General features: G+C 28.8%; 21 protein-coding genes. All 21 read right to left on the bottom strand.

Features of this window, described 5'->3' with window-relative positions:
- Positions 1-100 precede the first annotated feature (100 nt).
- A complete protein-coding gene (locus CLSA_RS03115; RefSeq protein ID WP_022743936.1) occupies positions 101-4,336 on the bottom strand; it encodes a DUF445 family protein in 4,236 nt (1,411 codons plus the stop codon).
- Positions 4,337-4,718: 382 nt separating this feature from the next.
- Complete coding sequence (locus CLSA_RS03110) at positions 4,719-5,510, bottom strand: sensor histidine kinase (protein WP_236903293.1); 792 nt, start codon at positions 5,508-5,510, stop codon at positions 4,719-4,721.
- A gap of 168 nt (positions 5,511-5,678) precedes the next feature.
- On the bottom strand, positions 5,679-8,315 hold the full coding sequence (locus CLSA_RS03105) for an ABC transporter permease (protein WP_022743934.1): 2,637 nt from the start codon (positions 8,313-8,315) through the stop codon (positions 5,679-5,681).
- Entirely contained in the window at positions 8,312-8,995 is a 684-nt protein-coding gene (locus CLSA_RS03100; protein ID WP_022743933.1) for an ABC transporter ATP-binding protein, read from the bottom strand. Before CLSA_RS03100 ends, CLSA_RS03105 begins: the two co-directional genes overlap by 4 nt.
- Positions 8,996-9,076: 81 nt before the next feature.
- Positions 9,077-9,832 carry an ABC transporter permease gene (locus CLSA_RS03095; RefSeq protein ID WP_022743932.1) on the bottom strand — a complete coding sequence of 252 codons (756 nt, stop codon included), beginning with the start codon at positions 9,830-9,832 and terminating at the stop codon, positions 9,077-9,079.
- Positions 9,832-10,737: an ABC transporter ATP-binding protein gene (locus tag CLSA_RS03090; protein WP_022743931.1), complete on the bottom strand. Its 906-nt coding sequence runs from the start codon at positions 10,735-10,737 to the stop codon at positions 9,832-9,834. Before CLSA_RS03090 ends, CLSA_RS03095 begins: the two co-directional genes overlap by 1 nt.
- A 113-nt stretch (positions 10,738-10,850) precedes the next feature.
- Positions 10,851-11,528 carry a response regulator transcription factor gene (locus tag CLSA_RS03085; protein ID WP_022743930.1) on the bottom strand — a complete coding sequence of 226 codons (678 nt, stop codon included), beginning with the start codon at positions 11,526-11,528 and terminating at the stop codon, positions 10,851-10,853.
- 496 nt (positions 11,529-12,024) lie between these two features.
- Positions 12,025-12,192: a hypothetical protein gene (locus CLSA_RS23030; protein WP_022743929.1), complete on the bottom strand. Its 168-nt coding sequence runs from the start codon at positions 12,190-12,192 to the stop codon at positions 12,025-12,027.
- A 266-nt stretch (positions 12,193-12,458) separates the two neighbouring features.
- The gene (locus tag CLSA_RS03080) at positions 12,459-13,223 is read right to left on the bottom strand and encodes an ABC transporter permease (protein ID WP_022743928.1); all 765 of its coding nucleotides are present in this window, start codon (positions 13,221-13,223) and stop codon (positions 12,459-12,461) included.
- 9 nt (positions 13,224-13,232) lie between these two features.
- On the bottom strand, positions 13,233-13,991 hold the full coding sequence (locus CLSA_RS03075) for an ABC transporter permease (protein ID WP_022743927.1): 759 nt from the start codon (positions 13,989-13,991) through the stop codon (positions 13,233-13,235).
- Complete coding sequence (locus CLSA_RS03070; RefSeq protein WP_022743926.1) at positions 13,984-14,907, bottom strand: ABC transporter ATP-binding protein; 924 nt, start codon at positions 14,905-14,907, stop codon at positions 13,984-13,986. Before CLSA_RS03070 ends, CLSA_RS03075 begins: the two co-directional genes overlap by 8 nt.
- 131 nt (positions 14,908-15,038) lie before the next feature.
- On the bottom strand, positions 15,039-15,965 hold the full coding sequence (locus CLSA_RS03065; RefSeq protein ID WP_022743925.1) for a sensor histidine kinase: 927 nt from the start codon (positions 15,963-15,965) through the stop codon (positions 15,039-15,041).
- Between the two features lie 2 nt (positions 15,966-15,967).
- A complete protein-coding gene (locus tag CLSA_RS03060) occupies positions 15,968-16,666 on the bottom strand; it encodes a response regulator transcription factor (protein WP_022743924.1) in 699 nt (232 codons plus the stop codon).
- Positions 16,667-17,643: 977 nt separating this feature from the next.
- On the bottom strand, positions 17,644-19,731 hold the full coding sequence (locus tag CLSA_RS03055) for a YcdB/YcdC domain-containing protein (RefSeq protein WP_022743923.1): 2,088 nt from the start codon (positions 19,729-19,731) through the stop codon (positions 17,644-17,646).
- A 478-nt stretch (positions 19,732-20,209) separates the two neighbouring features.
- Positions 20,210-21,061 carry a site-2 protease family protein gene (locus tag CLSA_RS03050; RefSeq protein WP_022743922.1) on the bottom strand — a complete coding sequence of 284 codons (852 nt, stop codon included), beginning with the start codon at positions 21,059-21,061 and terminating at the stop codon, positions 20,210-20,212.
- A 378-nt stretch (positions 21,062-21,439) separates the two neighbouring features.
- Positions 21,440-21,970 carry a hypothetical protein gene (locus CLSA_RS03045; protein ID WP_064530649.1) on the bottom strand — a complete coding sequence of 177 codons (531 nt, stop codon included), beginning with the start codon at positions 21,968-21,970 and terminating at the stop codon, positions 21,440-21,442.
- 301 nt (positions 21,971-22,271) lie between these two features.
- The gene (rodA, locus tag CLSA_RS03040; protein WP_022743920.1) at positions 22,272-23,402 is read right to left on the bottom strand and encodes a rod shape-determining protein RodA; all 1,131 of its coding nucleotides are present in this window, start codon (positions 23,400-23,402) and stop codon (positions 22,272-22,274) included.
- A gap of 474 nt (positions 23,403-23,876) precedes the next feature.
- Positions 23,877-24,146 carry a cell division topological specificity factor MinE gene (gene minE / locus CLSA_RS03035; protein WP_022743919.1) on the bottom strand — a complete coding sequence of 90 codons (270 nt, stop codon included), beginning with the start codon at positions 24,144-24,146 and terminating at the stop codon, positions 23,877-23,879.
- A 17-nt stretch (positions 24,147-24,163) separates the two neighbouring features.
- Positions 24,164-24,961 carry a septum site-determining protein MinD gene (gene minD / locus CLSA_RS03030; protein WP_022743918.1) on the bottom strand — a complete coding sequence of 266 codons (798 nt, stop codon included), beginning with the start codon at positions 24,959-24,961 and terminating at the stop codon, positions 24,164-24,166.
- Positions 24,962-24,981: 20 nt separating this feature from the next.
- Entirely contained in the window at positions 24,982-25,641 is a 660-nt protein-coding gene (minC, locus tag CLSA_RS03025; protein WP_022743917.1) for a septum site-determining protein MinC, read from the bottom strand.
- Between the two features lie 282 nt (positions 25,642-25,923).
- Positions 25,924-26,604 carry a DNA/RNA nuclease SfsA gene (sfsA, locus tag CLSA_RS03020; protein ID WP_022743916.1) on the bottom strand — a complete coding sequence of 227 codons (681 nt, stop codon included), beginning with the start codon at positions 26,602-26,604 and terminating at the stop codon, positions 25,924-25,926.
- Positions 26,605-26,840: the final 236 nt, after the last annotated feature.

The following is a 26,840-nucleotide window of genomic DNA, read 5'->3' as shown; positions in this document are numbered from 1 at the left end:
ATCCTTAAGTTTTTGTTTGCCTATTTCTGTATTTAGTTCATCCATCTGCTTATTTAGTTCATTAAATATATCTTGCTATTTCTATTTTATGTTATTGCTCTTAATCTTCAACATAATCTTGATCTCTAGGACCTTTTTTACTATAAATATAATCTGCTCCGCATAAAACAATAGTTAACCATAAATTAATTCCAAATACACCGCCCATGATTCCATAAAGATATAACTTCATGAAAAATTCTCCTATAACTTTTTTAAATAGCGTATGAATTTCTTCAGGATTCATTAAATTAATTTGTTTATTAGTAATACCCTTAAGATTAATACTTTGCATCATTGGAAGTATGTAATGATTTGTTGATTCTATGGCTGCTTCTATTATTTCATTTACTAAATAGCGTTTTGAATCATTTGAAATTAAATTCAAATGCTTATTTAAAGCTTCTTCTATTATTTCTTTGATTACTTGTAAGTTTTCATTATTGAATTTATCTTGTTCAAACATTATATTAATACTATTCTCTATATCTTTACTTAAGATATCAATATTAATAAATTCTTTAAGTTCCTTCTTTGATAACTGATTATCATAAAATTCTTCTATTAAGATACTAATATATTTTTGAGTATTAACACTTGAAGTAATTAATTTCAAAATATTTTTTGCACTATCTTCAATCTCAGAATACTCAATACCATTAAATAAATCTTTACCAGTTTTATTCAATAATGCTGTTAGGAATTTATCATTTATAAATTCATATATTATATTATTATCTTCATTAAATACTTTATTAATATTATTATAAATATCTTCTTGAACTAAAGAAATTTCATTATAGAACTTCTTATGCAATAACTCTAAAGTATGCATATTACACATTTCAAGATAATTAATAATAGGACTATTTATAAAGTAATCTAACATTAAATCACTTGAATTATTAATTTTATTTCTAAAAATACTACTGTTACTAAATTGTTTAAACATATTATCAAATAGTAATCCGGTATTAATTTCATCAGCTTTAATTTTTAACGTTCTTGTTTCCATAGGATAAACAGTATTGTCTAAGCTCACTTTAATTAAATTACTTATCCTATCACTTTCTTCTTTTATCATAATTGGCAACTTGTTATTTAATATTATAGATACAACATCTTCAACTATCTTATCTCCACCAAATGCTGAATAAGCTAATTTTTCGAAGAAATTCAGTTCATTTGAAATTGTTTCTTTTACGCTATAAGATATCTTATATTCATTTTTCTTCAAATAAGCAATAAGCTTATCTGTGCTCCAATTAGTTAAAGTTAATAAATTACCATCAATAATATCTTTAACCTTTCCATTAAAAATAGAACCTATAGTATTATTTCCATCTAACTTGTCTTCCAAGAATTTTTTCATAAAGTTATCAATATACTTTTTAGAATCATTAAATATAAAATTCTCAATATACACTTGGATTGAATTCTTTGTATTTATTAAGAATTCATCATCAAATATTTCTCTACATGATTTTTTAATAGTTGAATTATAAATTTCACTATTGTTAGCAATAATATTTTCTAGCAGATTGCTTTTCTTTAAGTTTTCTGCTTTATTTTTGATAATCATAGTAATTTGATTTTCTATATAATTACCTAAACTACTCGATAATTCATTTGAAAGTATATCTTTAACTTGGTAATTAGAGTTTATTTTATTATTAACTAAATTCACTAATCTAGTTTGTATATCTTCACCTTTTAAAAATTGTGTAATCTTATCTTCTAAATTTAAAGCAGATGATTTTTTAATTATATTATCAAATTTGTTATTTCCTATAGCTAAAGCTATTCTCTTTGAAAATGCTGAATTATTACAATATTTTAAAATTAGATTATAAATACCTTTATTTAAATCTTGTTTCTTTTCTCTAATAAAATTCACTATAATTTGATAATTATTATTTGATACTACTTCCATTAGAGATAATTGAATTCTATGCTTATTACTATTAAATGTCTTATTAATAGCTTTTTTCTCTAACAATTCTTCATCAATTAATCTAGCCATCCCCATTGCAAATTCATTTTTATGAGCTGGTATATATCCTAATGCAAACTCCCTTAAAAATGGTATTTTAGATAAAATTTTAACTTTTTTATATGGGTGAAAAATCATCCATAAAGCTATTACATTTGTCGCCACACCAACTCCAGCCATAATTCCACATGACATTAGAATATTGGCTATACCATTTGAAGTACCCACGATATTCATGCTATCATAAGTTGCTGCACCATAAATTAGTCCTACTATAATTCCAAGAACTCCACCAAAAACCGAAAGTGGCTTTAATTGATTTCCCATAAAGTTTTGAGCTAATGTACAAATTTCATCTTCATTATATTTTTCTAAATTTCCATATACGAATTTTTTAATTTTTCCATCTAACAAACTTGGCAATGCTAAAATTAATCTTTCATGACTTTCTTTACTAATTTTACTTGCTAATTCATCCTTGTTTGGAATCAAATTAATAACTTCTTTTAATTCATAGTTTTTATATTTATCTAATGTATCATCATACATCTTATTTAAACTTTGAGAAATAGTGCTTAATATTTCTGTTTTATGACTTTCAACAACTTCTTTCAAATTAATATTATTAATTTCTGAACTTAAAAGTTCTTGTACTTGTTTCTTATATGTATTGTTACTATTTTTAATAAATTTGTTAACTAGTTTTGAGAATCCTTTTGAAATTCCTGTTAATTGATTTTCATCTATTAAATGAGCTAAGTTTTTATTAAAAATCTCATCACTCTTTTTAGTTATTAAAAGAAAAATCCCTTCCTCTAATTTATTAATAACTTTATCTTTATTAAATAATATGTTATTAAATAATATTGATTTTAATTTTTCATTAAATAATTTCACTAAATCTAATTTGACAAACTCATTTACCTTTTTAGAAAATTGAGATTTTATTATCATCCTTAAAACTTTATTTCCATGTAATTTAAATTGCTTAATTATAAATTCAGTTAATTTTTTAGAATCTAATACGTTTTGTTTTTCAAGAAGTTCTAATATATCATTAATCTTTTTACTTCTTAAATAATCAATAATTGAATTAGCTAATTTATTATAAGATTCATCATTAACATTTTTATTAACATAATCAGTAATTTTACTAACAATATTATTTTTATCTGATATATCATCCATAAAAGCACTTCGTACTTTTGAAAGTATAACCTGTTTTATACTGCCATCAATATTTCCAATAGCTTCATCAATAGCAGATTCAATCAATTCATCTAAAGAACCCTTGTTACTACCAATCCATTCTGAAATATAAGGCATTACCTTAGGCACAATTGTTTGTATAAAATTAGTTAAAGAATCTTCCATCTCATTTGGAAGCACTTCATAAATAGTAAATTCACTCTTCCTTCCAATAGATATTATTTCATCTATAAGATTTCCTATTGATTCTCTTCCTTTTTGAGAATTAATAAATTCATTAACTTTAGTGAATACTTCTAATGAAAGCTGCTCTTCCTCTTTACCTGTGATAAATTCACTTATTTTATATTCTCCAATTAATCCTTGTAATTTAGTTAAGGTTACATCAAGATTTATACTTGAGCAAACCTTGTTTAAAACTTCTTTACATTCTTCTTCATCCTTAAAAATATCCTCTTTGATTATATTGATAATAATTTCAGTAATATTTCTAACTAATTTAAATTTAAATTCTTCTTTAAATATTTCTGAAAGAGTAACATCTGAATTCTCATTATAAAGATCACAAATGTATCTTTCTAATATGTCATTCTTTTCAAATTCCTCAGCTAATAATTTATGTACTTCATCAATGATTCTCTCAATTTGATTTTGTGATAATATGTTACTTAAATTAAGATTTTCTAAAACATTATCTAGGACTAATGGTAAAAATTTATTTAAATTTTCATTCATAAAATCTTTATTCTTAATAGTACTTTCAAAGAATCCATCAATTTCAGATATCTTCCTACTTCCAAATTGCTTTTTCAATGAATCTTGAAGCAAAGTTTTAGTAATTTGTTCAATTTGATCTCCTATTTCCTTTTTAGAAACTGCTTCTCTCAATGTATTACTATTTATTATATCTCTTTCAACTAATCCACTAATTTCATCTATAAATTTTTCTTTTTTCTTTTTAATTACACCTCCTAACTTAAAAGGAGTATATTCCTTAAAAAGCATATTTACAGCATACTTATTAGTTGTATATCCTGAAACTCCTCCCGATATTCCCTGCAATGCTAATAGCATTAAAAAAACTGATAACGACATTGAATTCCCCCCCATTACGGCACATTCAAAAAAATAACAAGTCCATCTACCAAGCCTATTTTGCATCATGCTACGTTAGAGCATTCCTCTAATAGCCCGCTATGAGACAAATCCCCTTCCTTGCCTGATGCAAAATACTCATGGAATTTTGGACTTGTTATTTTCTTTCATGTGCCTAATATAAATTCATATTGGTAGTTTATTCGAAAAACAATTAAATTTCAACCAAAACATTTACTGAATGTTTACTGTTTTTGAAATAACTTGCTGAAGCCAAACAACATTTGTTTATAAATTCTAAAGTGTATAAACAAATGTTGTTACAAAATAAAATTGCTCAATGTCACTAATTAACTTATATCATGTTTTGATTGCTCATATCTTATGAAATCTTAGGGAACGAAATAGATATTGAGAATTTACCATTGTTATAAAAAGCTTCTATTTTACCATTTAACTGCATGGTAATTTCCTTAGCTATTGCCAGTCCTAAACCTGTAGTCTTTTTATTTCTAGATTGATCCTTTGTGTAAAAACGTTGAAAAATATTATCTAAATCATCGCTACTCATGGGTTCACTAATATTAGAAAAAGTAAATACATAACTATCTGACTCCTGGATTTCAAAACAATATCCTCCATTACCATGTATAGCTGCATTAAATAATATATTTGAAAATATTCTTTTTACCCCTTGTTCATCTCCTAGTATTATACATGGTTTTTCTAGTAAATGAACAGTTGGTTCTTGTCCCTTCTTGTTAAAATCATCATAATACATAGCAAGTGTATCTATAAAAACTTTTTTTGCATCCATAGGCACATGTTCATAAATAATCTCACCTGATTCAATTCGTACATATTCAAATAATTGTTCCAATAGCATTTTAACCATATTTTGACGTTCTAATATTATCCTTAAATATTCTTCTCTTTCTTCTTCTGTAACACTTGTTTGGAGCATTTGAATGTATCCACTAGCAGTTGTCAACGGTGTACGTAAATCATGTGAAATATTAATTATACTCTGTCTAAAATTCATAGTTAGCCTTTTGATTCTTATACGAGACATTCTGATATCCCTCACTAAATAATTGAGTATATTTACTAAATTTGCAATATCCCTTTGCTTTGCTATAACTGTTAGACGCTGATTAGTATCAGTTATATTCATTATTTCCTCTAATTGTTTTGTAATATGCTTTATGTTCATGCGATAATATAAATGATAAAAAATAAGCGTAATAAACATAAACATTAACAAAAAAGTTGTGAATACCCAAATATATTTCATATTAACTCCTTTATTTGAACTAAACTATATCTATAACAAATCTAAGAATCATACTATTTCGTCTTTCATCGCTTCTATAATATTGTTTTGTTTAACGGATTTAGAAGAAAACCAATATGACAAAAGTATAGCCACAAATATTAGCATTGAATAAATTGAAATTGCTTTACCTGGAAAAACAGCTAAAAACTCAATCCATGTTATTGATGTTAATCTTAACATATACCAACAAATAATAAACACCACTGGAATACTAATAATAATTGGTTTTAATGCAAAGAACAGACCTTCCAATATCAGCATTTTATTTAATCCTTTAGGTGTTAATCCAACTGACCTAAGCATAGCAAATTCCTTTCTATGAAGCCTTATATTATTCGAAACGATAGAAAATGCATTAAAAATTCCAATTATCCCAATCATTAATGCAACAGCAGAAACACTAATTGCAACAGCTTTTTGAACTAATTCTTTATGATTTCTTTCTTCCACTAAACTCCATATGTTAAAATCTTCTGATCCCAAGTAGGCACTGCAAATCTGTGTCAATTTTTCTTTTACGTTTGGACTAGCCTTATCTCCCACTAACAAATCAATTGATACCCTATTAGACTCAAGCTTTCGATCAGGTGAAAAATCACTAACTATCTGCTGATAATTTTTCATAGGAACAATAAAAGCTAGGCTATATCTAGCAGTTCCCAGGTCGCTTGGAGAAATATCTGTAACATCACCTATTTGAACATCAAATTTATTATTTGTGTTCATATCATCTTCTACTTTTTCATATAAAAGCATTTTACTTCCCTGGTTTATATTTAACAAATGTATTTGTTGTATGACTTTCGAATTAGCAGGGGTATGATATGTGCTATTTAGCAATACACCTGTTGCTGTACCTTCTTTATAATATTTCTCAAAATCAGTGCCAATTTCTGTGCAATACTTCTTAAATGATTCATCACCTAAGCCTACTAAATTTACTGTAATTCTATACTTTCCATCTTCTTTTAATACATTATACTTATTGGAGTTTACTCCATCAAATCCACCTGATTCAGCAAAAATATCTGACTCCTGATCTGATGTCACATAGGTTGAAGTACATACTTGCCTTCTAACCACACTATCTTGAGCTTCAGGTAACGAGAGAATTTCATTAAGCATTTTATCACTTGGTTCATCCATAATATTTAAATTAAGCGTAATATCATGATTAATTACTTTGTTATTCTTAGAATCAGCAAAATTATATATTGAAATAATATTAATATAACCTGATATTAAGATAAAGCACATTGAAAGAGATAAAACAGCTGTACGTAAGCTCTTCTTATTAGCTGAAAATTGCGAAGCTGCTAGTTCACCTTCTATACCAAATATTCTCTTGATTATTAAATTACGTTTCATTTTTTTTACTTTTATTACTTGGCTATTCTGGCGTATTCCAAAAATGGCTGGCACTTTTGCCACTTTTCTTGCAGGAATATATGCTGAGACTAAAACAGTAATTAACGAGCTTATTACAGAAAAAGCAATTACTACCCAAGATAAAGAAACATTTATGTTCTTATAATCTTCTGAAATGCTAAGAATTCCATTAACTCTAGAGAATACAAGATAACTAAATGTATATCCTATTATTAAGCCAATTGGTAGTTGAGCAATCCATAACAAAAATCCTTCATAAAGTACAGAATACTTAATTTGTCTTGGTGTTGCCCCTAAACTTTTTAAAATACTCAATTCCTTAATCCGACTATTAGAAGACAATGAGAATGCATTATAAATAATAAGAACAAATGCACCCATAATTAGTAAAAACAGAGTTACTGCTATTGCTAAAATTATAACAAGTTGAGTATTTGTACTACTTTTATCGCTAATTCCATATAAATTTAATAACTGGCTATTATACATAACTCCATACTGTCCATATTCGTTTTTGGTTAATCCAACGTATTCTGCAATCTCTGGTAATGTATTATATATTTTACGAGGGTTCACAAAACGCATATAAACCGTAAGTTCATCACTGGGTTGAATATTCAAAACATCCAAGTATCCCATAGCAATATACCCCGGATAAGCTGATATTCCAGAAACATCTAACTCACCAACTATTGTATAAGTCTTAGTTCCAGTTGTCTTAAAAGTTTCACCAGGCTTTTTATAATCTTGAGTTGAAATTACTTTGTTATCTAACATACGATTACCTATGGGCAGTGTTAGCTTATCGCCAATTTTATATGTGGGATTATCTGTAAAGAATAATTTTGACACAACAATTTCTCCAGCTTTTTTAGGAAGGCTACCATCTGTAAGATTATTTTTTAAATTCATGTCACTCCAAAAATTTTTATCTGCATCTCTCATTAAAAGATATGGACGTTTGGTATTAGAAAGTTCAGCAGTAACCCAACTTCCTTTAACCATTGTAGCTTCAACATCTGGGTTTTCTGTGATATACTTCAATTTATCACCTGATATAGAATTCCATAATTCTCCGTGCCAATAACCTGTTTTTTCAATTGTTGAGGTTACCTTTGTATCCCATATAGAATATAAAAATATAGATAATGAACACAACAATGCGGAAGCAATTGTTATCGCAACTAGTATAGAAATTGTATATCGCTTATTCTTTTTTATTTTGTGATATGTGTATTCATTCATAATTTTCATTTCTTGTTCACCTCATCTGAAACTATTCTTCCATCAACAATTGTAATCACTCTATCAGCTGATGATGCAATTTCTTCATCATGTGTGATCATCACAATTGTCTGGTTGAATTCCTTATTTGAAAGTTTCAACAAGTCAAGAGTTGCTTTTGTATTTTTCCTATCAAGATTACCCGTAGGTTCATCAGCCAAAATAATTGATGGTTTATAAATTAATGATCGTCCTATAGCAACTCTCTGCTGCTGTCCGCCAGAAAGCTGGCTTGGCAAATGATTAAGCCTTTCTGTTAAACCAAGCATCTCTACAAGATGATCAAATTCCTCTTGATTAGGTTTTATACTATCTAACAACATAGGTAATAGTATATTCTTTTTTACATTCAGTGTAGAGATTAAATTATAAGACTGATAAATTAATCCTATTTTTCGTCGTCGAAATAAAGCAGACTCGGTTTCATTCATTGATGAAATATCAGTTTCTTCTATATATATTTTACCTTCTGTAGGACGATCCACACCTCCTAGCATATGAAGAAGTGTAGATTTCCCTGATCCACTTGGACCAATTATTGAGACAAATTGCCCCTTGCTTATTTTCAAATTCAACTTATCTAATGCAGTAACTCTTGTATCACCAATTCCATAGATTTTTGAAACATTTTCTGTTCTTAATATATCCAAAATATTCTCTCCTTTCACTTTTACCATACATTCTTAAAAATTTTATTATCTATTTAACTGTACTTTTAATCCTTCTTGTGCCTAATCTACATCTCTTTTTGAAAATAATAAACTCGATCCTAAAACTGCAACAATTCCAATTAATAAAAATACAATTGAACAAATCATAACATCCTCTGATTTTGAAGTAAGATCAATTATGGTTTTACGCATACTGCTAAGATTATATGTTGCAAAAATGTTGTTTTTTGTTAAAAAAGCAAGCAAATTTGCTATTAAGTTACTACTTATCACAACTAAAATAGAAACTATAATTGTAATGCCTCCATTTTTTAATAAATAAGATAAAAAAGTGCCAATACCTGCAGTACCCCAAAACATGCAAAGTATTCCGAAATTCATGATAATAAATTTTACTACATCAACTTTTCCTAATTGAGACAATACTGTATATGATAATAAATTTAAAATACCAAAACCTAATAGAACTATTGTAATTACAGAAGACATAGCTATATACTGACCGAGTACTAATTTCCATCTAGCTATTCCATGACAAGCCATTTGCCTTATACTATCATTTGCATATTCAGCAGTAATTAGGAACGCTATAAAAATAAGAATGATATAAAAAACAAAATCTGCGTTATAAGATTCTTGGTAATTTGAGATTCCTGTTCCTACAAGCTGTTCTTTTATCTTAGAAGAAGAATTTATTTTTTGTACAAGCAAAGAAACAAAAGAAATAACATTCATTGCTAGCAATATTATTGAAATTACATAAAAGATTTTACTTTTAAATATTTTATAAAATTCACTTGATATTACATTTATCATTATTTATCTCCTCCCATCATCTTTACAAAATAACTTTCTATATCTTGTCCTTCTAAAGTGAGGATTGATACCAAAACACCATTTTCAACCAATTCTTTATTAATCTGTTCTGGTATATCTAAACAATCATAAATGCAAATTTTGCCTTTATCAAATACTTTATAATCAGTACTTTTGATATTATTTTTTATAATATAAGCTGCTTTTTCTGAATCATTAACTACTAGTGAAAGACATTTTTTACAACGTTTTTCTAATTCCACAGCTGCAAATTCATCAACAAGTACTCCATTTTCTATAATTCCATATTTTGTTGCAATCTTAGCAAGCTCTCCTAAGATATGAGAGGAAATTAAGATAGTAATTTCATTTTCTCTATTTAGTTTTAATAGTAATTCTCTCACTTCCTTGATACCAGAAGGATCTAATCCATTAATAGGCTCATCTAGGATAAGAAAATCAGGATTACCTAATAAAGAAATTGCAATGGATAAACGCTGCTTCATGCCAATGGAAAAAGCTTTAGTTTTCTTTTTGCCTGTATTTTGCAAACCAACCAAGCTTAAAACTTCATCTACATTACCATAGTCTGTAATACCAAGCAACTTATCATAATAAATCAAATTTTCTCTTGCTGTCATTCCAGGATAAAGCGCTGGCTGTTCAATAACACACCCCATTCTTTTCCTGCTTCTTTCTAAATTGCTGCTTTCAAACAGTTGAATATCACCTTGGCTCTGATAAATCAATCCACAAACAATTTTCATAATTGTTGTTTTACCCGCACCATTTTTCCCTATTAAACCATAAATATCTCCCTTTTCAATATTTAAATTAACATTATTTACAGCTATTTGTTTCCCATATTTTTTAGTCAAACCATTAGTTTTTAATACTAATCTCATATTTCTTTACCTCTTACTTTCTGTAATTATGCCTTAGCCCTATATTTAAATGATAAATGAAAGATATTAAAATAGAATTTAGAATTTATCAAGAAAGTATAAAGTTTTGTAAGCTAATTGTCCTGCATTTTATATCCTATTCCCCAAACTGTTTTTATGTATTCTTCTCCAGGTTTTAATTTATTACGCAAATTACTAACATGCACTGTAACTACTCTTTCATCCATAATATATTCTTCAGTCCAAACACTCTCAAATATATTCTGTTTTGTAAATACTTTCTTAGGATTACTAATTAATAATTCTAATATCCTATATTCTTTTACAGTAAGTTCAATAGGCTCATCATTAATAGTCACAATATGATTTTCACTATCTAAAACCAAATCTTTAAATCGGAATATATTGTTTTTATCTGCTGTTGTCCCCTTATTCATTCTTCTTAATACTGCACCTATCCGCACAATTAATTCTTCATTATTGAACGGCTTTGTTATATAATCATCAGCCCCATATCTAATAAGTTCAAGTTTAGTATTTAAATCATCTTTTGCTGATACACATATAATAGGAATTTGAGATTGTTCATTAATCTTCACTAAAATTTCTTCACCGCTTAATCCTGGCAACATTAAGTCTAATAAAATTAAATCAAAAGACTCTTTTTCCAATAACAAAAGCGCCTCTGTACCAGAAAATGCAGATACTGCAATATATTGATTTTTTCTTAATAAAGTTTGTATCATTTTATTAATTTTAGGATCATCCTCTACGATTAATATTTTGTTCATAATGCCCTACCCTCCTATAAATAATATCAATCTTATTCTACTTTTTAATTCCTTTGCTATCTATTTTCACTACATATCTGTTGCATATTAAAACATCATACACTTGTCATAGATATATCGTATACTATTTTTAGGAAATATATAAGTAAATTAACATAATATATAAACACTGTAAATACCAATCATATAATTGCAATTGCTGAAATTAAGAACTCAGTTACCATACATTAAGTAAATCTTCTAAATTAATTTGATTCTTATCATCAAGCTTTTTCTTAACGCTTAATGCAAACATAGACATAGAAACTTCGCTTATTCGTTCTTTTCATATAGTTATTTAACTCATCAATGCCTATTCAAATAAACTTTTTTTGATAATCCAACCTTTCTTGACTATGTTTTGTAGCAACACTAAAAGTATGCGTTTAGTTACAAATAGATAAATATTAAAAAATAGATATAAAGGTGTTTCTTAGAACACCTTTATATCTATTTTTTAGTTGCTACAACAAATTGCAGTCAAATATGTGGACTCTGTTATAGCAGTACAGATGTTTCGTGATGAAAAAGCTCCTGCTAATTCACCTAGCTCAAGATCATTAAGTTCACCCATTGTATCTCCTGCTGGATTTGCTATGCTTTGATCTAATTTAGAGCTATACATTGGATTCTTCTAAGCTTTGATTATGCTGTTGTTTGATATATTGCCATCTCCTCTTCATTTTTATAATTTATTTCAAAAATCTTTTTTGATTTGTGAAATCCAAATTGCATTTAAGAAATAAATTAACAAGCGAAATGTTAAAGGATATAGTCTAATAAACAACATTTTTAGAATTATATTAAAAGTTTTTGAGATAGCCAATTTACAAATTATTTTTAATTCTAAAAATATTTATATAATAAAAGTATAAAGATATATAGAATTTATTACCCCTTGTGTTTTTTTGCTGTATTTTTAGATAAAGTGTTTCTATCCTCAAACCCTTTCATACAAAACAACATAATCATTGAAAGTATTATCATAATGGATAAGGCACCGATTTCAACTGAAAGATTAAAGTTAAGAGTGTCATCTCCTGTAAACTTAATAATTCCTAAACCAGCGGTAATAGGGTAGTAATCAGTCAATGCTCTGCCAGCGATAAAGATTCCACAAAAACCGTAAACAAATGCCAATCCAACTCCAGCAAGAAAACCGTTTTGTTTTCGGCTAAAAAATATGATGATTGGTAACACAGCCAAGTAACAGCAAAGACTCAATCCAACGAGTTGAAAAAGCGATTTCACTACAAGTGCTGATGACATATTTCTATTATAAAATACTATACCCAAGAGAAATGTGCATATGAAGCTAAAAAAGCCGTACAATGTTGTAACAAGCCCAACAGTAATCAATTTTCCCATCAGTAATTTACGAAATGGAATAGGTACAGTTAACATGTTCTTCAATGTATGATCAACATACTCACGGTTTATAATATATCCTCCTATGAGAACAATCATAAATGGAAAAATCATACTAAAATTATTCCATATGACACTATTCGTATAACTTTCGTACTGAATAATTTCATTACTGCTGTTTTGTTGAAAAGCTGCTAAAAGTACTGAAAATAGCACTGCTACTATGCCAATCCAAAGAATGCTGTAGCGCTTAAGCTTTTGAAATTCTGTAACAATTATATTAATCATAGTTTCCTCCTAATCTTCCTGCTTTTTGAATGTAATTGAAATTAGTAGAATTGATATTGCCGCTATTAAAAATAACATTCCTGCACAAAACTGGGTTGATAACATATAGGGCTTTCTAATTGTAATATATTCTGCCGATAGGCTCCAATAAGACGACCACCAACGCATAATGACTGGTACAGGCAACACAGTAATAGCCACACTGTTAGGAGCAAAATTAACCATATTAAGTGCTATTCCAAAATTTAAAATAGAATAAATGAAGGCAATTATAATGGAAAAAATATAGCTTTTGTTAAAATAGACAACAAGAAGAACAACAGGAAGAACTGAGACAAATAGCATTATACCGAGGACAGCACTTAATCCCAATTTAAAAACAACGCCTTCTACAGCCCCAACAATTAATCCACCAATGATTGTAGTACCTAAACCAGTAATAGAATATAGCACAGCAACAATTAGAAGCACAGCCAGCTTTGCTTCTACAAGTCTGGTTTTAGAAACTGGTACAGTCATCAAATTTTTTAGCATGTCGCTGTCCCTTTCCATAAAGAATAGTATGCTCGCTACTATACTTAGGACACATGGCAAAAGGAGAAAATCCCCAAACGTAACAATCAGTTTAAAAAGCTCCTCAAAATGCAAATTGTCTTTTGCCACTAATACAGTCAATGGTATAGGAAATAGGCAGGCTGCTAACATACAAAATAGAATAAAACGCTGCCGTTTAATTTTAGCAAATTCGCATATGATTAAATCAAGCAATTCCTTCACCTCCGGTGAGCCTTTTGAAATAATCCTCCAATGTATCATTTTGCGTATGTGCTTCCGATATATTTAAACCGCTTTCTATCCATTTACGGGTAATAGCAGCTACATCTATATTCGTATCATAAACCCGTAAATTATGATCATCATCAATATGAATATTAGAGATATGAAAGTCAGTCTCCAATATTCGGGAAGCTTGGGAGGTATCTGTCACAACGAAATGAACATATCTACTATTTTTCTGCTGCAATTCTTCCAAACTTTCTTCTTCCAGTAAGACACCGTGATCAATGATGCCAATATCATCCACTAATAAAGCTATTTCAGATAGAATATGACTGGAAATTAAAATTGTTTTACCTTGTTCCATACTAAGGCGCTTTATAAAATCACGAACTTCCACTATACCAATTGGATCAAGCCCGTTAATAGGTTCGTCCAAAATCAAAAGCTCTGGATCATGCATAATAGAATTTGCTATTCCTAGTCGCTGTTTCATGCCAAGCGAATACTGTGAGAACAGCTTTTTATCCATATAAGGCAACCCTACCACATCCAATGCGTTCTTAATGGCATCGAATGTGGGTACTCCACGTAGCCTGGCCATAATTTTAAGGTTTTCAGTTCCAGTAAGGTTAGGATAAAATCCTGGCGATTCAATCAGGTTTCCAATTCGAGAAAGAATTTTTCTCTTGTCAGTATTAATATCCTTTCCGAAAATACGTACTTCTCCAGACGTAGGACTCGTTAGATTTAACAACATCTTCATAGTAGTGGTTTTTCCAGCACCATTGCGTCCTAACAAACCATAAATTCTTCCTTTCTTTACATGAATGTTTAAATTATCAACACTTCTTTGTTCACCATATTGTTTTGTTAAATTATTTGTTTCGATTACCAAATCATTCAAAATATAAAATCCTCCTTTAATTTTATGAATTTAATTTTATCACCATAACCTTGCATAAACATTGCACAAACATTAACTCTACCTTGAATGTCATTAAAAGAAGCAAAAAAACCTGCCTTTCAGCAGGTTTTTTAATCAATCAATGGAAATTGTACAATGAACTCTGTTAGTTGATACGGTTGGCTTTTAACTACAATCACCCCTCCCATCTTCTCCACAAGCTGCTGTACAATGGATAATCCTAAGCCACTTCCTCTTTTAGAACGTGCTATGTCGCATTTATAGAGACGTTCGAAGACATGGGGCAAATCTTGTTTGGAAATTCCCTTACCATCGTCTGCAACAACAATCACTGCATTAGCACGAAGTATAGAAACTTTTATTTTTATGTGGTTTGCTTGACTATGGGCAATCACATTCTGAATCAGGTTATTCATAATACGGGAATATGCATCTGTATCCAAATTAACCTTTATGAACTTTTCTGGGATGTCAATATCGAAGTCGAGACTATTGTTCTCAAAGATTGGAATCCAGTCTTTAAGTAGTTTTCTGGTAACTTCCGTAAGCTCTACCTTCTGTACCATAAATGTTTCTTCGTTAGAATTGAGTTTAAACCACTCAAACAAAACATTTACATAGTCTTTAATATCATGTGCTCTTAGACGAGCGGTTTCTATATATTCTTCCTTCTCCTTACCGACTACAATACCTTTTTGCGCCGCGTCTAAATATCCAATAAGCGTTGTCAACGGAGTACGTACATCATGAGAAAGACTTGTCATCAATTGACTGTTCATTTTTTCCGCTTTTTTTAAGTCAATAATCCGCCCTTGAAATTCATGAATAATATTATTTATTTTATAGCAAATAATAGAAGTCATATCATTGGATTTTGCCAATATCTTTCGATTACTGTTGCCTTGTGCAATGTCATCCAATACTTCTGAAATATCATTCAGTTTTAACTTAATATTACGTATTTTTCGAGAGAGTAGAAGGGTGTAAATTAAAGCAACAATAACAATAATACCCTCAAACAATGGAAATCCATTCATAATTAGACCTCACGGCTAAAGCGATAGCCTACACCTTTCACTGTTTGAATATAAGTCGGATTGCTCGGATCAGGCTCTATCTGTTTTCGCAGTTTGCTTATATGTCCCATTATGTTATTGTCATCATAGACATATGGCTCCTGCCATATTTCTTCATATATTTGCTGTTTGGTTAAAATTTTTCCTTGGTTTTTTGCAAGGTAGCAAAGAATGTCAAATTCCTTAGCATGTAGCTCCACTTGCCTTTCTTGAATATGAACAATTCGGGTGTCAATATCAATAATAAGCTTCTGAAAGGACATACAATTAGTTTCTTTGCTATAACTGCTATTTAATGTTGTATATCTGCGGATCAAAGACAAAATGCGAGCAATAAATTCTTCGACATCAAAAGGCTTCGTTAAATAATCGTCAGCACCAGAGCGCAAACCATTCACTTTGTCGGCGCTGGCAGCTTTCGCAGTAAGCATTAAGACTGGCACGATGCTAATGCTCCTAATTTTCTCAAGAATTTGAAATCCATCCATTTCAGGGAGCATAACGTCTAAAACAATCAGTTGATAATTACCTTGCAATGCTAACTTCAAACCATCCGTTCCAGTATATGCACATTCAACAATGATATCTTCTTTCTCTATACATTTTTTCAATAACTGGCATAACTCCATGTCATCGTCAATAATCAAAACTCTACTTTGCACAATATTTCCTCCTGTATCTCATATTCTCTACCTTAACGGCATCTTAGGCAATAATCCATGCATTCCCCATATCTATACCATCCAGTACATTTTATCTTACTATAATGTGTGACTTATAAAGTCATTATACCAATGCAATTAGCTATAAAGCTTTATTTTTACTAACTTCTTCTACTAATTTCATATAAAATCAGTTTAGTTTTCCGTCATATGCTCTTGCGTACTATAAAATCATATCCAAATATAACAATGTTTTATATTTATTCATGTATTCTTTAATATCTTCTATATTACTTTTTATTGATGTATAATCTCCCATTCAAGCCTCTATCTAACCATATTTTAAATATAATTACATTATTTAACATTATACACTATATAATACCATAAAATAACCATAAAATGCAAAATATAGATATCCAAATTAAGAACTCAACTTATTTGTGGTTAATATCTCCACTAGAAATCGGAAATATTTTTGTGTAGTAGGCCTTTGAAAATGAGTTGTTAAGGCTTCTTAGTTGTAGGTTGTTTCACTTTAGCTTGTCACATTGAAAATGGGAGCATGCTAAATTGAGCACAACCTACAACTTAGAGCCTTCAACGACATTTTCATAGTCCTACGTAACAAAAATATTTCTGATTTTGGTAAGTCACCACATAAGTATAATTTATAGTTGGGATATCTATATATAGCTAATCATTGAGAATTTGATATATCACAAACAGAGAAATTGGATACATATCTGTTGTGTAATAGACCTTTGAAAATAAGCTGTTTAGGTTCTTAATGAGAGCTTGTTCCATTTACTGCTTATCAAAATGAATATTTGGAACATGCAGAAATGGGGCAACATCACAGTTAGAACCTTTCAGCGAAATTTTCATAGTCATATGGAACAAACATGTATCCAATTTCGGCTAGGACTCATATAAATTTTAGTTTCATTGCGGAACCCTGTATTTAAAATTAATTGTTACTTTTCTGATTGGCTTTGTTTTAATATATTATAAATTATCTGTGCTGATTCAGCATTGCTTACTTTACTTGTTCCATTAAAATTTCCATTATTATCACCTTTCATAATACCAAAACTATAGCATATTGCTGCATATCCTTGGTATTGATATTCTACACTATCATTAAATGGGTTCTTGAAGATTTCTGGATGAGATGCAACCTTATCATATCCTAAATATCTTACTACAATCTTTGCTATATCTTGATTAGAAAGTAATGACTCTGGATTTTTTTCATCTTTTTGAATAATCCCTCTATCAATTAACATTTCATAAAAGTCATCATCACTGTATGAAGATTGCTCTGGTGAATATAAATATTTCAAGAAATTTATTTGAGTTATATTGCTATCCGGATTAAATTTTTCACCTGAAATATAATATCCATTTTCTAAAAGTTCTTTTACTATTTTTTCGCATGGATGTCCACTTATATCACAGTACTCTGGTAATTTATTATCTTTATAAGTTTTTCCTTCTGAATCTATCCTTACTCCACTAATTGGATTAATAATATAATTTCCTTTTAAATTTCTAAAATTATAAACTAATGATACTTTATTATTATCTGTTAAATTATATTCTAACCCAAAATCTCCATATTCGTTAATCTTATTGAATGCTGCTTCTTTAGTTATAGCTTGACTTATATCAGGAAATGTAACATTATCATACCATCTATTTTGATATTCAATGATTTTTCCTGTAGTTTTATCAATTTCAACTTCTAATGAATTACTGTCAAAATCTATTCCATTAACTTGACGCACAAAATTAAATGAATAAATATTTCCATCTTGAGATATATTCTTAAATTTTAAATTGTTGCTATCTTCATATTTAGTTTGACTAAATTTCTCTTCTGCATTTTTCTTTAAAAACTGTTCTGCTACTTTCTGTGCATCTGACTTTGACATATTTTCATTTCCATCTTTATTATTATAAAAATAAAATGATAGTAGCTCTCCAGTTTTTGCATCTACCTTACCATCTCCATCTTTAAATCCAATTTCCCATATATAGTTTTCATTTATTCTATCTTTACTTAAAGATGAATCATTAATTGTCATATCAAAATTCGTTGTATCTATCGATTCCTTAATTATATCGCTTGCTTTTTCTTTTGTAATAAATTTCGATACATTACCAATAGCATCAATTTCTTCCCCAGTTAACTTTTGATTAGAATTTTGCAATCCTGAACTTGCTGCATTTGTCATATCACTTGCTTCATTTTTTTTATACTTGTATACTTTATCTTGATTAAGAAGGGATATAACCTCTCCTGTGTTTCCATCAATTGCATTCAATTTATTATCATCAACTGAATATCCTGGAAAAACATTTAATTTTTTTTCTTTATAGTCATATGAAGAATAATATTTTAAATGAACTCCTAGTTTATCTATATATGATTTTTCTGCAGTATTTAAGTTAATTACACCGCTTGTAGCTGGATAATCACTCATTTTTGCTCCTGGATTTAATCCTGTATACGAAGTTACTTCGCCAGTAGATTTACTAACACTAATTTCTACACGATTAAAATCAACTGGAGTATTATCTACAAATTGTTGATAAGTAAAATTATATTGATCACTTGAAGGATTATTAGAATTTGTATCTATTTTCTTCATTTGATTTGAATAACTTGGAATTACTTTATTCAAAAATTCTTCTGCAGATTTTTGTGCATCTTCTTTTGTAGTCTTAGCTAATCCATTAGAACTTTCACTAGGACTATACTTATTATATGTTAATACATCTCCATTTTCATCAATAGATGCACTAATATAACCATTATTATCATCTGAATTTTCCCATTCTAGATTCCATATTGTAACTTTCTGATCTCCAATGTCATATTGACTTGAAGAATGAGTAAAATCTTTATAGCTATCTGGAATCACTACAACTTGTTTCATAGTTACAACAGCTTGTTCAAGTCCCTTGCTATCAGTTTCTGCTCCAAATGCAGGCATAGATATAATTGAAACTGCTAAACAAACTGTTAAAATTAAACTCAATATCTTTTTTCTTTTCATTACTATCCACCATCCTTATCTATTTTTATAGGAATTATAGGGTTCCGCAATGAGAATAGAGTTTATGTGAATCCAGCCGAAATTAGATACATATTTGTTCCATAGGACTATGAAAATTTCGCTAAAAAATTCTAAATGCTCTGTTGCTCGATTGCTATAATAGCTACTAAATAATATATAAAATATATTATTAATTAGTAAGTTCATATATAATACAATTCAAAACATAAAAATGTTGCATTAACTACATAAAAAACAATGAGCACAATCTACTATGAATATCTTGCATCAAACAAAGAGGAGGATTGGTCTCATAGCTAGCCTATTAGTTCAATGTTTCTATGAAAAATATGCACATTAAAGAAAGTAGCCATGCTACATATAAGAACATTTCTGCCACATAGACTTGTTATTTTTTGATTGTGCCTTAAATATAAAAAATAAAACCTTAGCTGTATTTTAAAGTACAACTAAGGAGTTATTTTTTTCTTATATAAATATATTCTTCTAAAGTTATATTACCATATTCCTTCAAAGCCTTAATAAGCTCATCCTCATGAATTATTCCCATCAATTGCATATCATCATCGAGAACATAGAAACTATTAAATTTATTCTTATCAACTAGAGTCAATACATTAACTAAACCTTTTTTATAATATACAGATATAGATTTATTTTCGATATAATTATACTTTTTTAGTTTTCGTACCTTTCTAATCATATCCCCCATTATAATATACATGGTCTTCTCTTTTTCTAAAAAAGTAGTATATATCATTAAAATGGCTGCTAAGAATAAGCTTATGTTCACCTTATGTAATAAAAACATTATAATAAATATTAAAATTAATACTCCTGCAATGATAAAACTAGCAATCTCAGTAATACTTTTTGATTTTTTATATAAAAATTTTCTTGATAGTAATATTTCACATACTCTAGCTCCATCTAACGGATATGCAGGTAATAAATTAAACACACCTAAATATATATTAATGATTATACTGCTTTCAATAAAGTTCCACTTAAAAAACCGATATAAAAAGCATGCAACTATACTCATAAAAAAATTTGAAAATGGACCTGCTAAATATAAGATTAATTTTTTCTTTTCCGTGAGCTCATCAATATCTATTAATTCTGCTTTAACCCCTGATATACTTATGTTAAAACTGTTAAATCTACATCCAAAGTTATTTGCCACTAATATATGTGCAAATTCATGTAATATTATCCATAGAAAACTAATAAAAATTGAATTATTAAAATCCAATATCCACATTAATATTAGCAATTCTACAATTAATACCTTATACCATTTCTTCATTTTTAACCCCTATAATATTGCTAAGCTTTAAGCACATGAAAGAAAATAACATATCCAAAATGCTATGATTATTTTTCATCAGCCACTGAAGCAGTTTGGTATCATAGCAAGCCTATTATGACAATCTGCTTATGAATAGATAAATGAAAATCCAAATCTATGATTTGATGATAGTCGCTTACTAAGTGAGCGTATGAGACTGGCGCTTCCCCTGATGAAAAATAAGCTTGGCAGATGGACTTGTTAATTTTTAAATGTGCTTCATCCAACCATAGTATCGTGTTAATTTATACCATTTAATACTTTTATCCTCTGTAATAAGACATATGCAAAAAATATTAAGACAATATGCTCATTTATTTGTAATAACATAATTAATTACTTATTTTCTTCATATGCCTGCAACTGAATGATTATTGATAACTCATCTTCAGGTTTTACTTGTGAATTACTTCTATTTTTTAAGTATTCTATAAAATTTGATGTTCTAACTTTTAAATTGTTACTCTTAAAATCCTCTAGTGTAAAATCTCCTATTCTTAGATCTTTCATTTTAAAATTACCTACTTCAACATTATTAAAAGCATCTATTGATTCATCATAGTTAAATTGTTGATTTAAAACTTCTTTACATGTATTATGAACTTGACTCACTTGATTTGCAGGAATGTATTTTAAACCAACAAAAAGTAAGAGTAAAATTGCAGCTCCAATTAACTCCCTCATTATTCTCTTTACGAAAAATTGCTTGAAATTAAATTCACTACTTTTACTAATTCCATATGGAGATTTAATTAAATCATCACGTTTCTTATCTAAAGGAGAATATCTAATACTGTCCTGTTTTCCTTTTGCTCTATTGTTTATGTTTTTATAATAATTTTCATAAGCTGATCTATAATTATTCACTATATCCTCCTTTAAATTCATCTTATTAGATTATATTTAAAAACAATAGGAATTATGAGGATTAAATAAAAAAGAACTAACTTAAGGCACAATAAAAAAAAATAACAAATCCATCTGTCAAGCCTATTTTTCATCATACTGCGTCAGCAAATTGCCCTAATAGCATGCTATTAAACCAATCTGCTTCCTTGCCTGATAAAAAATATTCATGGCATTTTGAACTTGTTATTTTCTTTAATGTGCCTAAATATTATTTAAGTTAGTTCGAAAATAAATGTTTACGCGTTTTTCTTCTATGTCCTTAAAAATGTATCTTTTTTCTTCTCATCCCTACATTTATTGTTATTCCTAATGAAATTACTGTTGTTAATAATGAACTTCCTCCATAGCTTACAAGTGGCAATGCTATACCTGTAATTGGCACCAAGCCTATTGTCATTCCTATATTTTGCAATATTGCAAATAAGAAATATGAAACTATTCCAATACATATAACTGAACCAAATATATCTTTAGATGTTCGCGCTATTGATATAATTTTATATAAAAGTAATCCATAAAGTACAAGCAATAAAATTGCCCCTATAAAACCCCATTGATCTGCTATTGCAGCAAAAATAAAATCCGTATGTATTTCTGGTACGTTTTGTGCTGCATAAGTTGAGCTTCCATTTTCAGTCAATGATGGACTACTTCCTACTATTCCACCAGAACCTATTGCAATTAGAGATTGATTTAAATGATATGTTGACGCATCATTAACTTCTGGATTTAAAAAAGCGGTAAATCTCATTTTTTGATACGGTTCTATCAACCCTGAATTCCATACTATTATTATTGCAAGAACTAAAGAAGCTAATCCTCCAGCAATAATCCTTGTATCAAATCCCATTGTATAAAAAATACCTAAAACAATAAAGAAGCATACCATACTCATCCCCATATCCGGTTGCTTTAAAATAAATATTACTGGCACTATGCAATAAAATGCTAATATAAAAAAGTTTTTCATATCGTTTATCCTGCCGTCCATTTCATCCAACTTTCTAGCTAGCATAAGTATAATTACCAACTTAGCAAACTCCGATGGCTGAAGCTTACATATTCCGAGATTAATCCATCCTCTAGCTCCATTGACTACTATTCCAATACCTGGAATCATTGTTAATATAAGAAGTACTACAGTTCCCCAATACAATATAGGTACATAATTAAATATTATTGTGTAGTCTATTGTAATAAAAAAATATAGCGCTATAAGTGATGCAACAAGCCAAAATATCTGTTGTTTTACAAAAGTCATTCCATATTGTCCTTTGGTGCATAAATATATATTAAATGTGCCATATAATATTAAAAGAATCATAGAAATTAAAAGAGTTTTATCTATTTCTTTTAATAATCTAACATCTAATCTAAATTGCTTAAACAATACTTCACCTCCGATGAAATATATTATTTTTATAAACTTTATTATACATTATTATTACTTCATTCACCATATTAATTCTCATAAGTATAAAAAACATAATAATTTTGTAATAATTTAACGATATATATCCAAATCAAAAATTATATTTATATGGTAACTCACCGAAATCATATATATATTTATTCCACATGACTACGAATTAGACTTATACTATACTTTGAAATATATTCTAAACCAGAAAGAATAGGTTCTCTTTTGTTTAGTATTACATTGAGAAAAGGATTGTAGGATTTCTTCAATAGAAGTTGTTCCATCCTCGCTTGTCCTTAACTTGCTTAAGGAGCATGCTGGAATGGAACAACTTCTGCTGCTAGAAATCCACAATCCTTTTCTCTAGTAACCGGAACAACAGAGCACTCTTTTTTTCGGTTAATTCACCACAAGTCTAATACCCTGTAATTTTGTGATAAAATATTATCTTCCTCTGATATTTTTAATTGGAATATTTGCTATTAATGCTGAAGAATTTTCGCCTTCATCATCATCACTTCTGTTTACAGATATTTCAACATCATCCACTTGTATATCAATATACTTAGATATCACATCTAATATTTCTTCTCTTATCTTTTCTATAATCTGCGGAGCTATTTCTCCTCTATCGTGTATAAGAATTAATTTTAGCCTATCTTTAGCAACCTGCTTAGGAGTTGGTTTGCTATTTAAATTCTTAAAAAAACCCATTTTTTAAAACTCCTCCTTTACTTACGCTTAAATAGTTTCTTTAAAGAGCTAAAGAATCCTTCTTGTTCCGTATGTAAATCCATAAATGGTACTTCTTCTCCCATGATTCTCTTTGCAATATTTTTAAATGCTTGGCCAGAAATTGCACTATCATCTAAAACAATAGGTTCTCCCTTATTAGTTGAGACAGTTATATTTTTATCATCAGGCACAACCCCTAATAACTTTATTGAAAGAGTTTCTATAATATCACTTACGTCGAGCATATCACCATTTTTAGTCATTTCATAATTTAATCTATTAATAACTACTCCATGGTCTTCTAGTCCTTTTGCATCAAGTTTACCAATAACTCTATCTGCATCTCTAACTGATGTAATTTCAGGATTTACAACTACTACTGCTCTATCTGCACCTATAACTGCGTTTTCAAACCCTTGTTCGATTCCTGCAGGTGAATCTATTAATACATAATCAAACTCTTCTTTAAGTTCATTTACTATTTTAAGCATTTCTTGCGGACTTATATCGTCCTTATCCCTTGTTTGTGCTGTAGGTAAAAGGCATAAATTTTGAAATCTCTTATCTTTTATAAGACCTTGCTTTAACCTACATCTTCCTTCTATAACATCAATTATTGTATATACAATTCTATTTTCCAACCCTAATAAAACATCCAAATTTCTAAGTCCTGTATCACCGTCTATAACAACTACTCTTTTTCCTAATGAAGCTAAAGCAGTTCCTATGTTAGCTGTAGTTGTGGTTTTCCCAACACCACCCTTTCCTGAAGTTATTACAATAGATACTCCCATTTAAAAATCCCTCCGACCTTCTAATATATGTATTTGTTTGGTAGATATGGTTCAACTATAATTGTACCATCCTTAATCTTTGCTAGTTCTGGATATCTTGGTTTCTCAATATCATCTGGAGACATGGCTATAATACTTGCAATCTTTAAAATCTCTGGTTGCAACAAAAATGCAGCAATTACTGCTTTTGAATTTCCATTTGTTCCTGCACTTACTTTTCCCCTTATACGGCCTAAAACAATTACATTTCCTGTAGCATAGATTTCCGCTCCACTATTAACATCACCAATAATAACTATATTTCCTTGGTAATTAACGCATTGTCCACCTCTAACTGTTTTTCGTATAAATTTTGTTTTTCCTTCGTATACGCCTGAAAATATTTTATTATCTTTTTCACCCATTTTGTGTGCTTCTTTCTCTAACTCTTCTAAAACAATATCTTTTAATTCTATCTCATTTAATAAAGTCTGCTTCAAATCTTGAACATTCTTTTTATTAATTGATTGTAAATTTATTCTTAAAATTAACGTTGTTCCCTTATAAAAATGTTTTCCTTTTAAGAGTTTCTTAACTAAAGCTGCCAGCATATCTTCAAAGCAAGTAAATTTATTCATATCAATTGTTGTATTTATTCCATCTTTGTTTCCTTTTATTAAAATACCATCGTTATTATACATTGATTACCTCCAACGAACTTTGCAGGTCTTAATTTACTTAATTGTAGTTATATAAAATTAATTATAACCTATTTAAAATTATATCATTATCCAAGATATTTTTGTATATATCTTTCAATAATTTTACTCTAATTTTTATTTAGTTACATTTTTAATTAAAATCTAGTTTTATGCACATGAAAATAAATAACAAATCCAAAGTTGCCATGAATATTTTTCATCAGACAAGGAGGAAAATAGGTTAGCAAATGAACTTATTATTTATTTGATTGTGACTTATATCTATAATTTAACTTCAACATAGTCTTTTATATTAATTGTATCTTGTGTTACATCACAATCAACAGCTAAGATATTTACCCCAGCTTTTTTAGCATCTTTTAACGCATCTCCAAATTCTTTATGTGTTTCTATATTAGGTTTAAAATATAAAACTTCTTTCATTTGTATAACAAAAATTACATAGGCATCATATCCATCTTTTATACATTGACACAGCTCTTTAACATGTTTCAAACCTCTTTCAGTAGGTGCATCTGGAAACATTACTATGCCTTCATTTTCTAGAGTAACTCCTTTTACTTCTATAAAAGCTTTTCTATCTTTTGTTTCAACATAAAAATCAAATCTTGAATTATTATATTTTTGTTCAGGTTTAATCAATACAAGATCTTTAAATAAGTTTCCCTTTAAAATCCATTCTTGAACAACCTTATTAGGAACCTGAGAATCCATATTAATCATTCTATTTCCTTTTATAACTCCTATAAGTGAAAATTTCGTTTTACGCTTAGGATTATTATGTTCTTGCACAAATACAGTTGCATCTGAAGTTAATAATTCTTTACACCTTCCTGTATTTTTAACATGACAAATTTCTACTTTTTCATTAACTTCCACATTAGCAATAAATCTATTTGGTCTGCTTATAAATTTTCCTTTTACAATATTATCGTATTTCATTTATTTCCCTCACTAACCTTAGCTAAGATATAGATATCCAATTTATAAATTACACTTATGTTCTGAGTATATATCCAAAAGTAGAAATAGAGGTCATACATTTGTGTAGTGTTACCTTAAAAATTTTGATAGCTATGCTTCTTAGACTGTACGTTGTTCCACATGTGCTTGTTCACAACATATTTGTGAAGCAAGCATTGTGGGCACAACTTGCAGTCTTAGAAGCATCTATCAAA

The sequence above is a fragment of the Clostridium saccharobutylicum DSM 13864 genome, from assembly GCF_000473995.1.
Taxonomy (GTDB): domain Bacteria; phylum Bacillota; class Clostridia; order Clostridiales; family Clostridiaceae; genus Clostridium; species Clostridium saccharobutylicum.
Note: the sequence above shows the minus strand (reverse complement) of the source record. Positions and strands in the feature narration are given on the sequence as shown.

What these genes read in the sequence shown, in the direction of transcription:
- CLSA_RS03115 (WP_022743936.1), bottom strand. Translation starts at nt 4,336, where the DNA reads ATGTCGTTATCAGTTTTTTTAATGCTATTAGCATTGCAGGGAATATCG.
- CLSA_RS03110 (WP_236903293.1), bottom strand. Translation starts at nt 5,510, where the DNA reads ATGAATATAACTGATACTAATCAGCGTCTAACAGTTATAGCAAAGCAA.
- CLSA_RS03105 (WP_022743934.1), bottom strand. Translation starts at nt 8,315, where the DNA reads ATGAAAATTATGAATGAATACACATATCACAAAATAAAAAAGAATAAG.
- CLSA_RS03095 (WP_022743932.1), bottom strand. Translation starts at nt 9,832, where the DNA reads ATGATAAATGTAATATCAAGTGAATTTTATAAAATATTTAAAAGTAAA.
- CLSA_RS03090 (WP_022743931.1), bottom strand. Translation starts at nt 10,737, where the DNA reads ATGAGATTAGTATTAAAAACTAATGGTTTGACTAAAAAATATGGGAAA.
- CLSA_RS03085 (WP_022743930.1), bottom strand. Translation starts at nt 11,528, where the DNA reads ATGAACAAAATATTAATCGTAGAGGATGATCCTAAAATTAATAAAATG.
- CLSA_RS23030 (WP_022743929.1), bottom strand. Translation starts at nt 12,192, where the DNA reads ATGTATAGCTCTAAATTAGATCAAAGCATAGCAAATCCAGCAGGAGAT.
- CLSA_RS03080 (WP_022743928.1), bottom strand. Translation starts at nt 13,223, where the DNA reads ATGATTAATATAATTGTTACAGAATTTCAAAAGCTTAAGCGCTACAGC.
- CLSA_RS03065 (WP_022743925.1), bottom strand. Translation starts at nt 15,965, where the DNA reads ATGAATGGATTTCCATTGTTTGAGGGTATTATTGTTATTGTTGCTTTA.
- CLSA_RS03055 (WP_022743923.1), bottom strand. Translation starts at nt 19,731, where the DNA reads ATGAAAAGAAAAAAGATATTGAGTTTAATTTTAACAGTTTGTTTAGCA.
- CLSA_RS03050 (WP_022743922.1), bottom strand. Translation starts at nt 21,061, where the DNA reads ATGAAGAAATGGTATAAGGTATTAATTGTAGAATTGCTAATATTAATG.
- minE (WP_022743919.1), bottom strand. Translation starts at nt 24,146, where the DNA reads ATGGGTTTTTTTAAGAATTTAAATAGCAAACCAACTCCTAAGCAGGTT.
- minD (WP_022743918.1), bottom strand. Translation starts at nt 24,961, where the DNA reads ATGGGAGTATCTATTGTAATAACTTCAGGAAAGGGTGGTGTTGGGAAA.
- minC (WP_022743917.1), bottom strand. Translation starts at nt 25,641, where the DNA reads ATGTATAATAACGATGGTATTTTAATAAAAGGAAACAAAGATGGAATA.
- sfsA (WP_022743916.1), bottom strand. Translation starts at nt 26,604, where the DNA reads ATGAAATACGATAATATTGTAAAAGGAAAATTTATAAGCAGACCAAAT.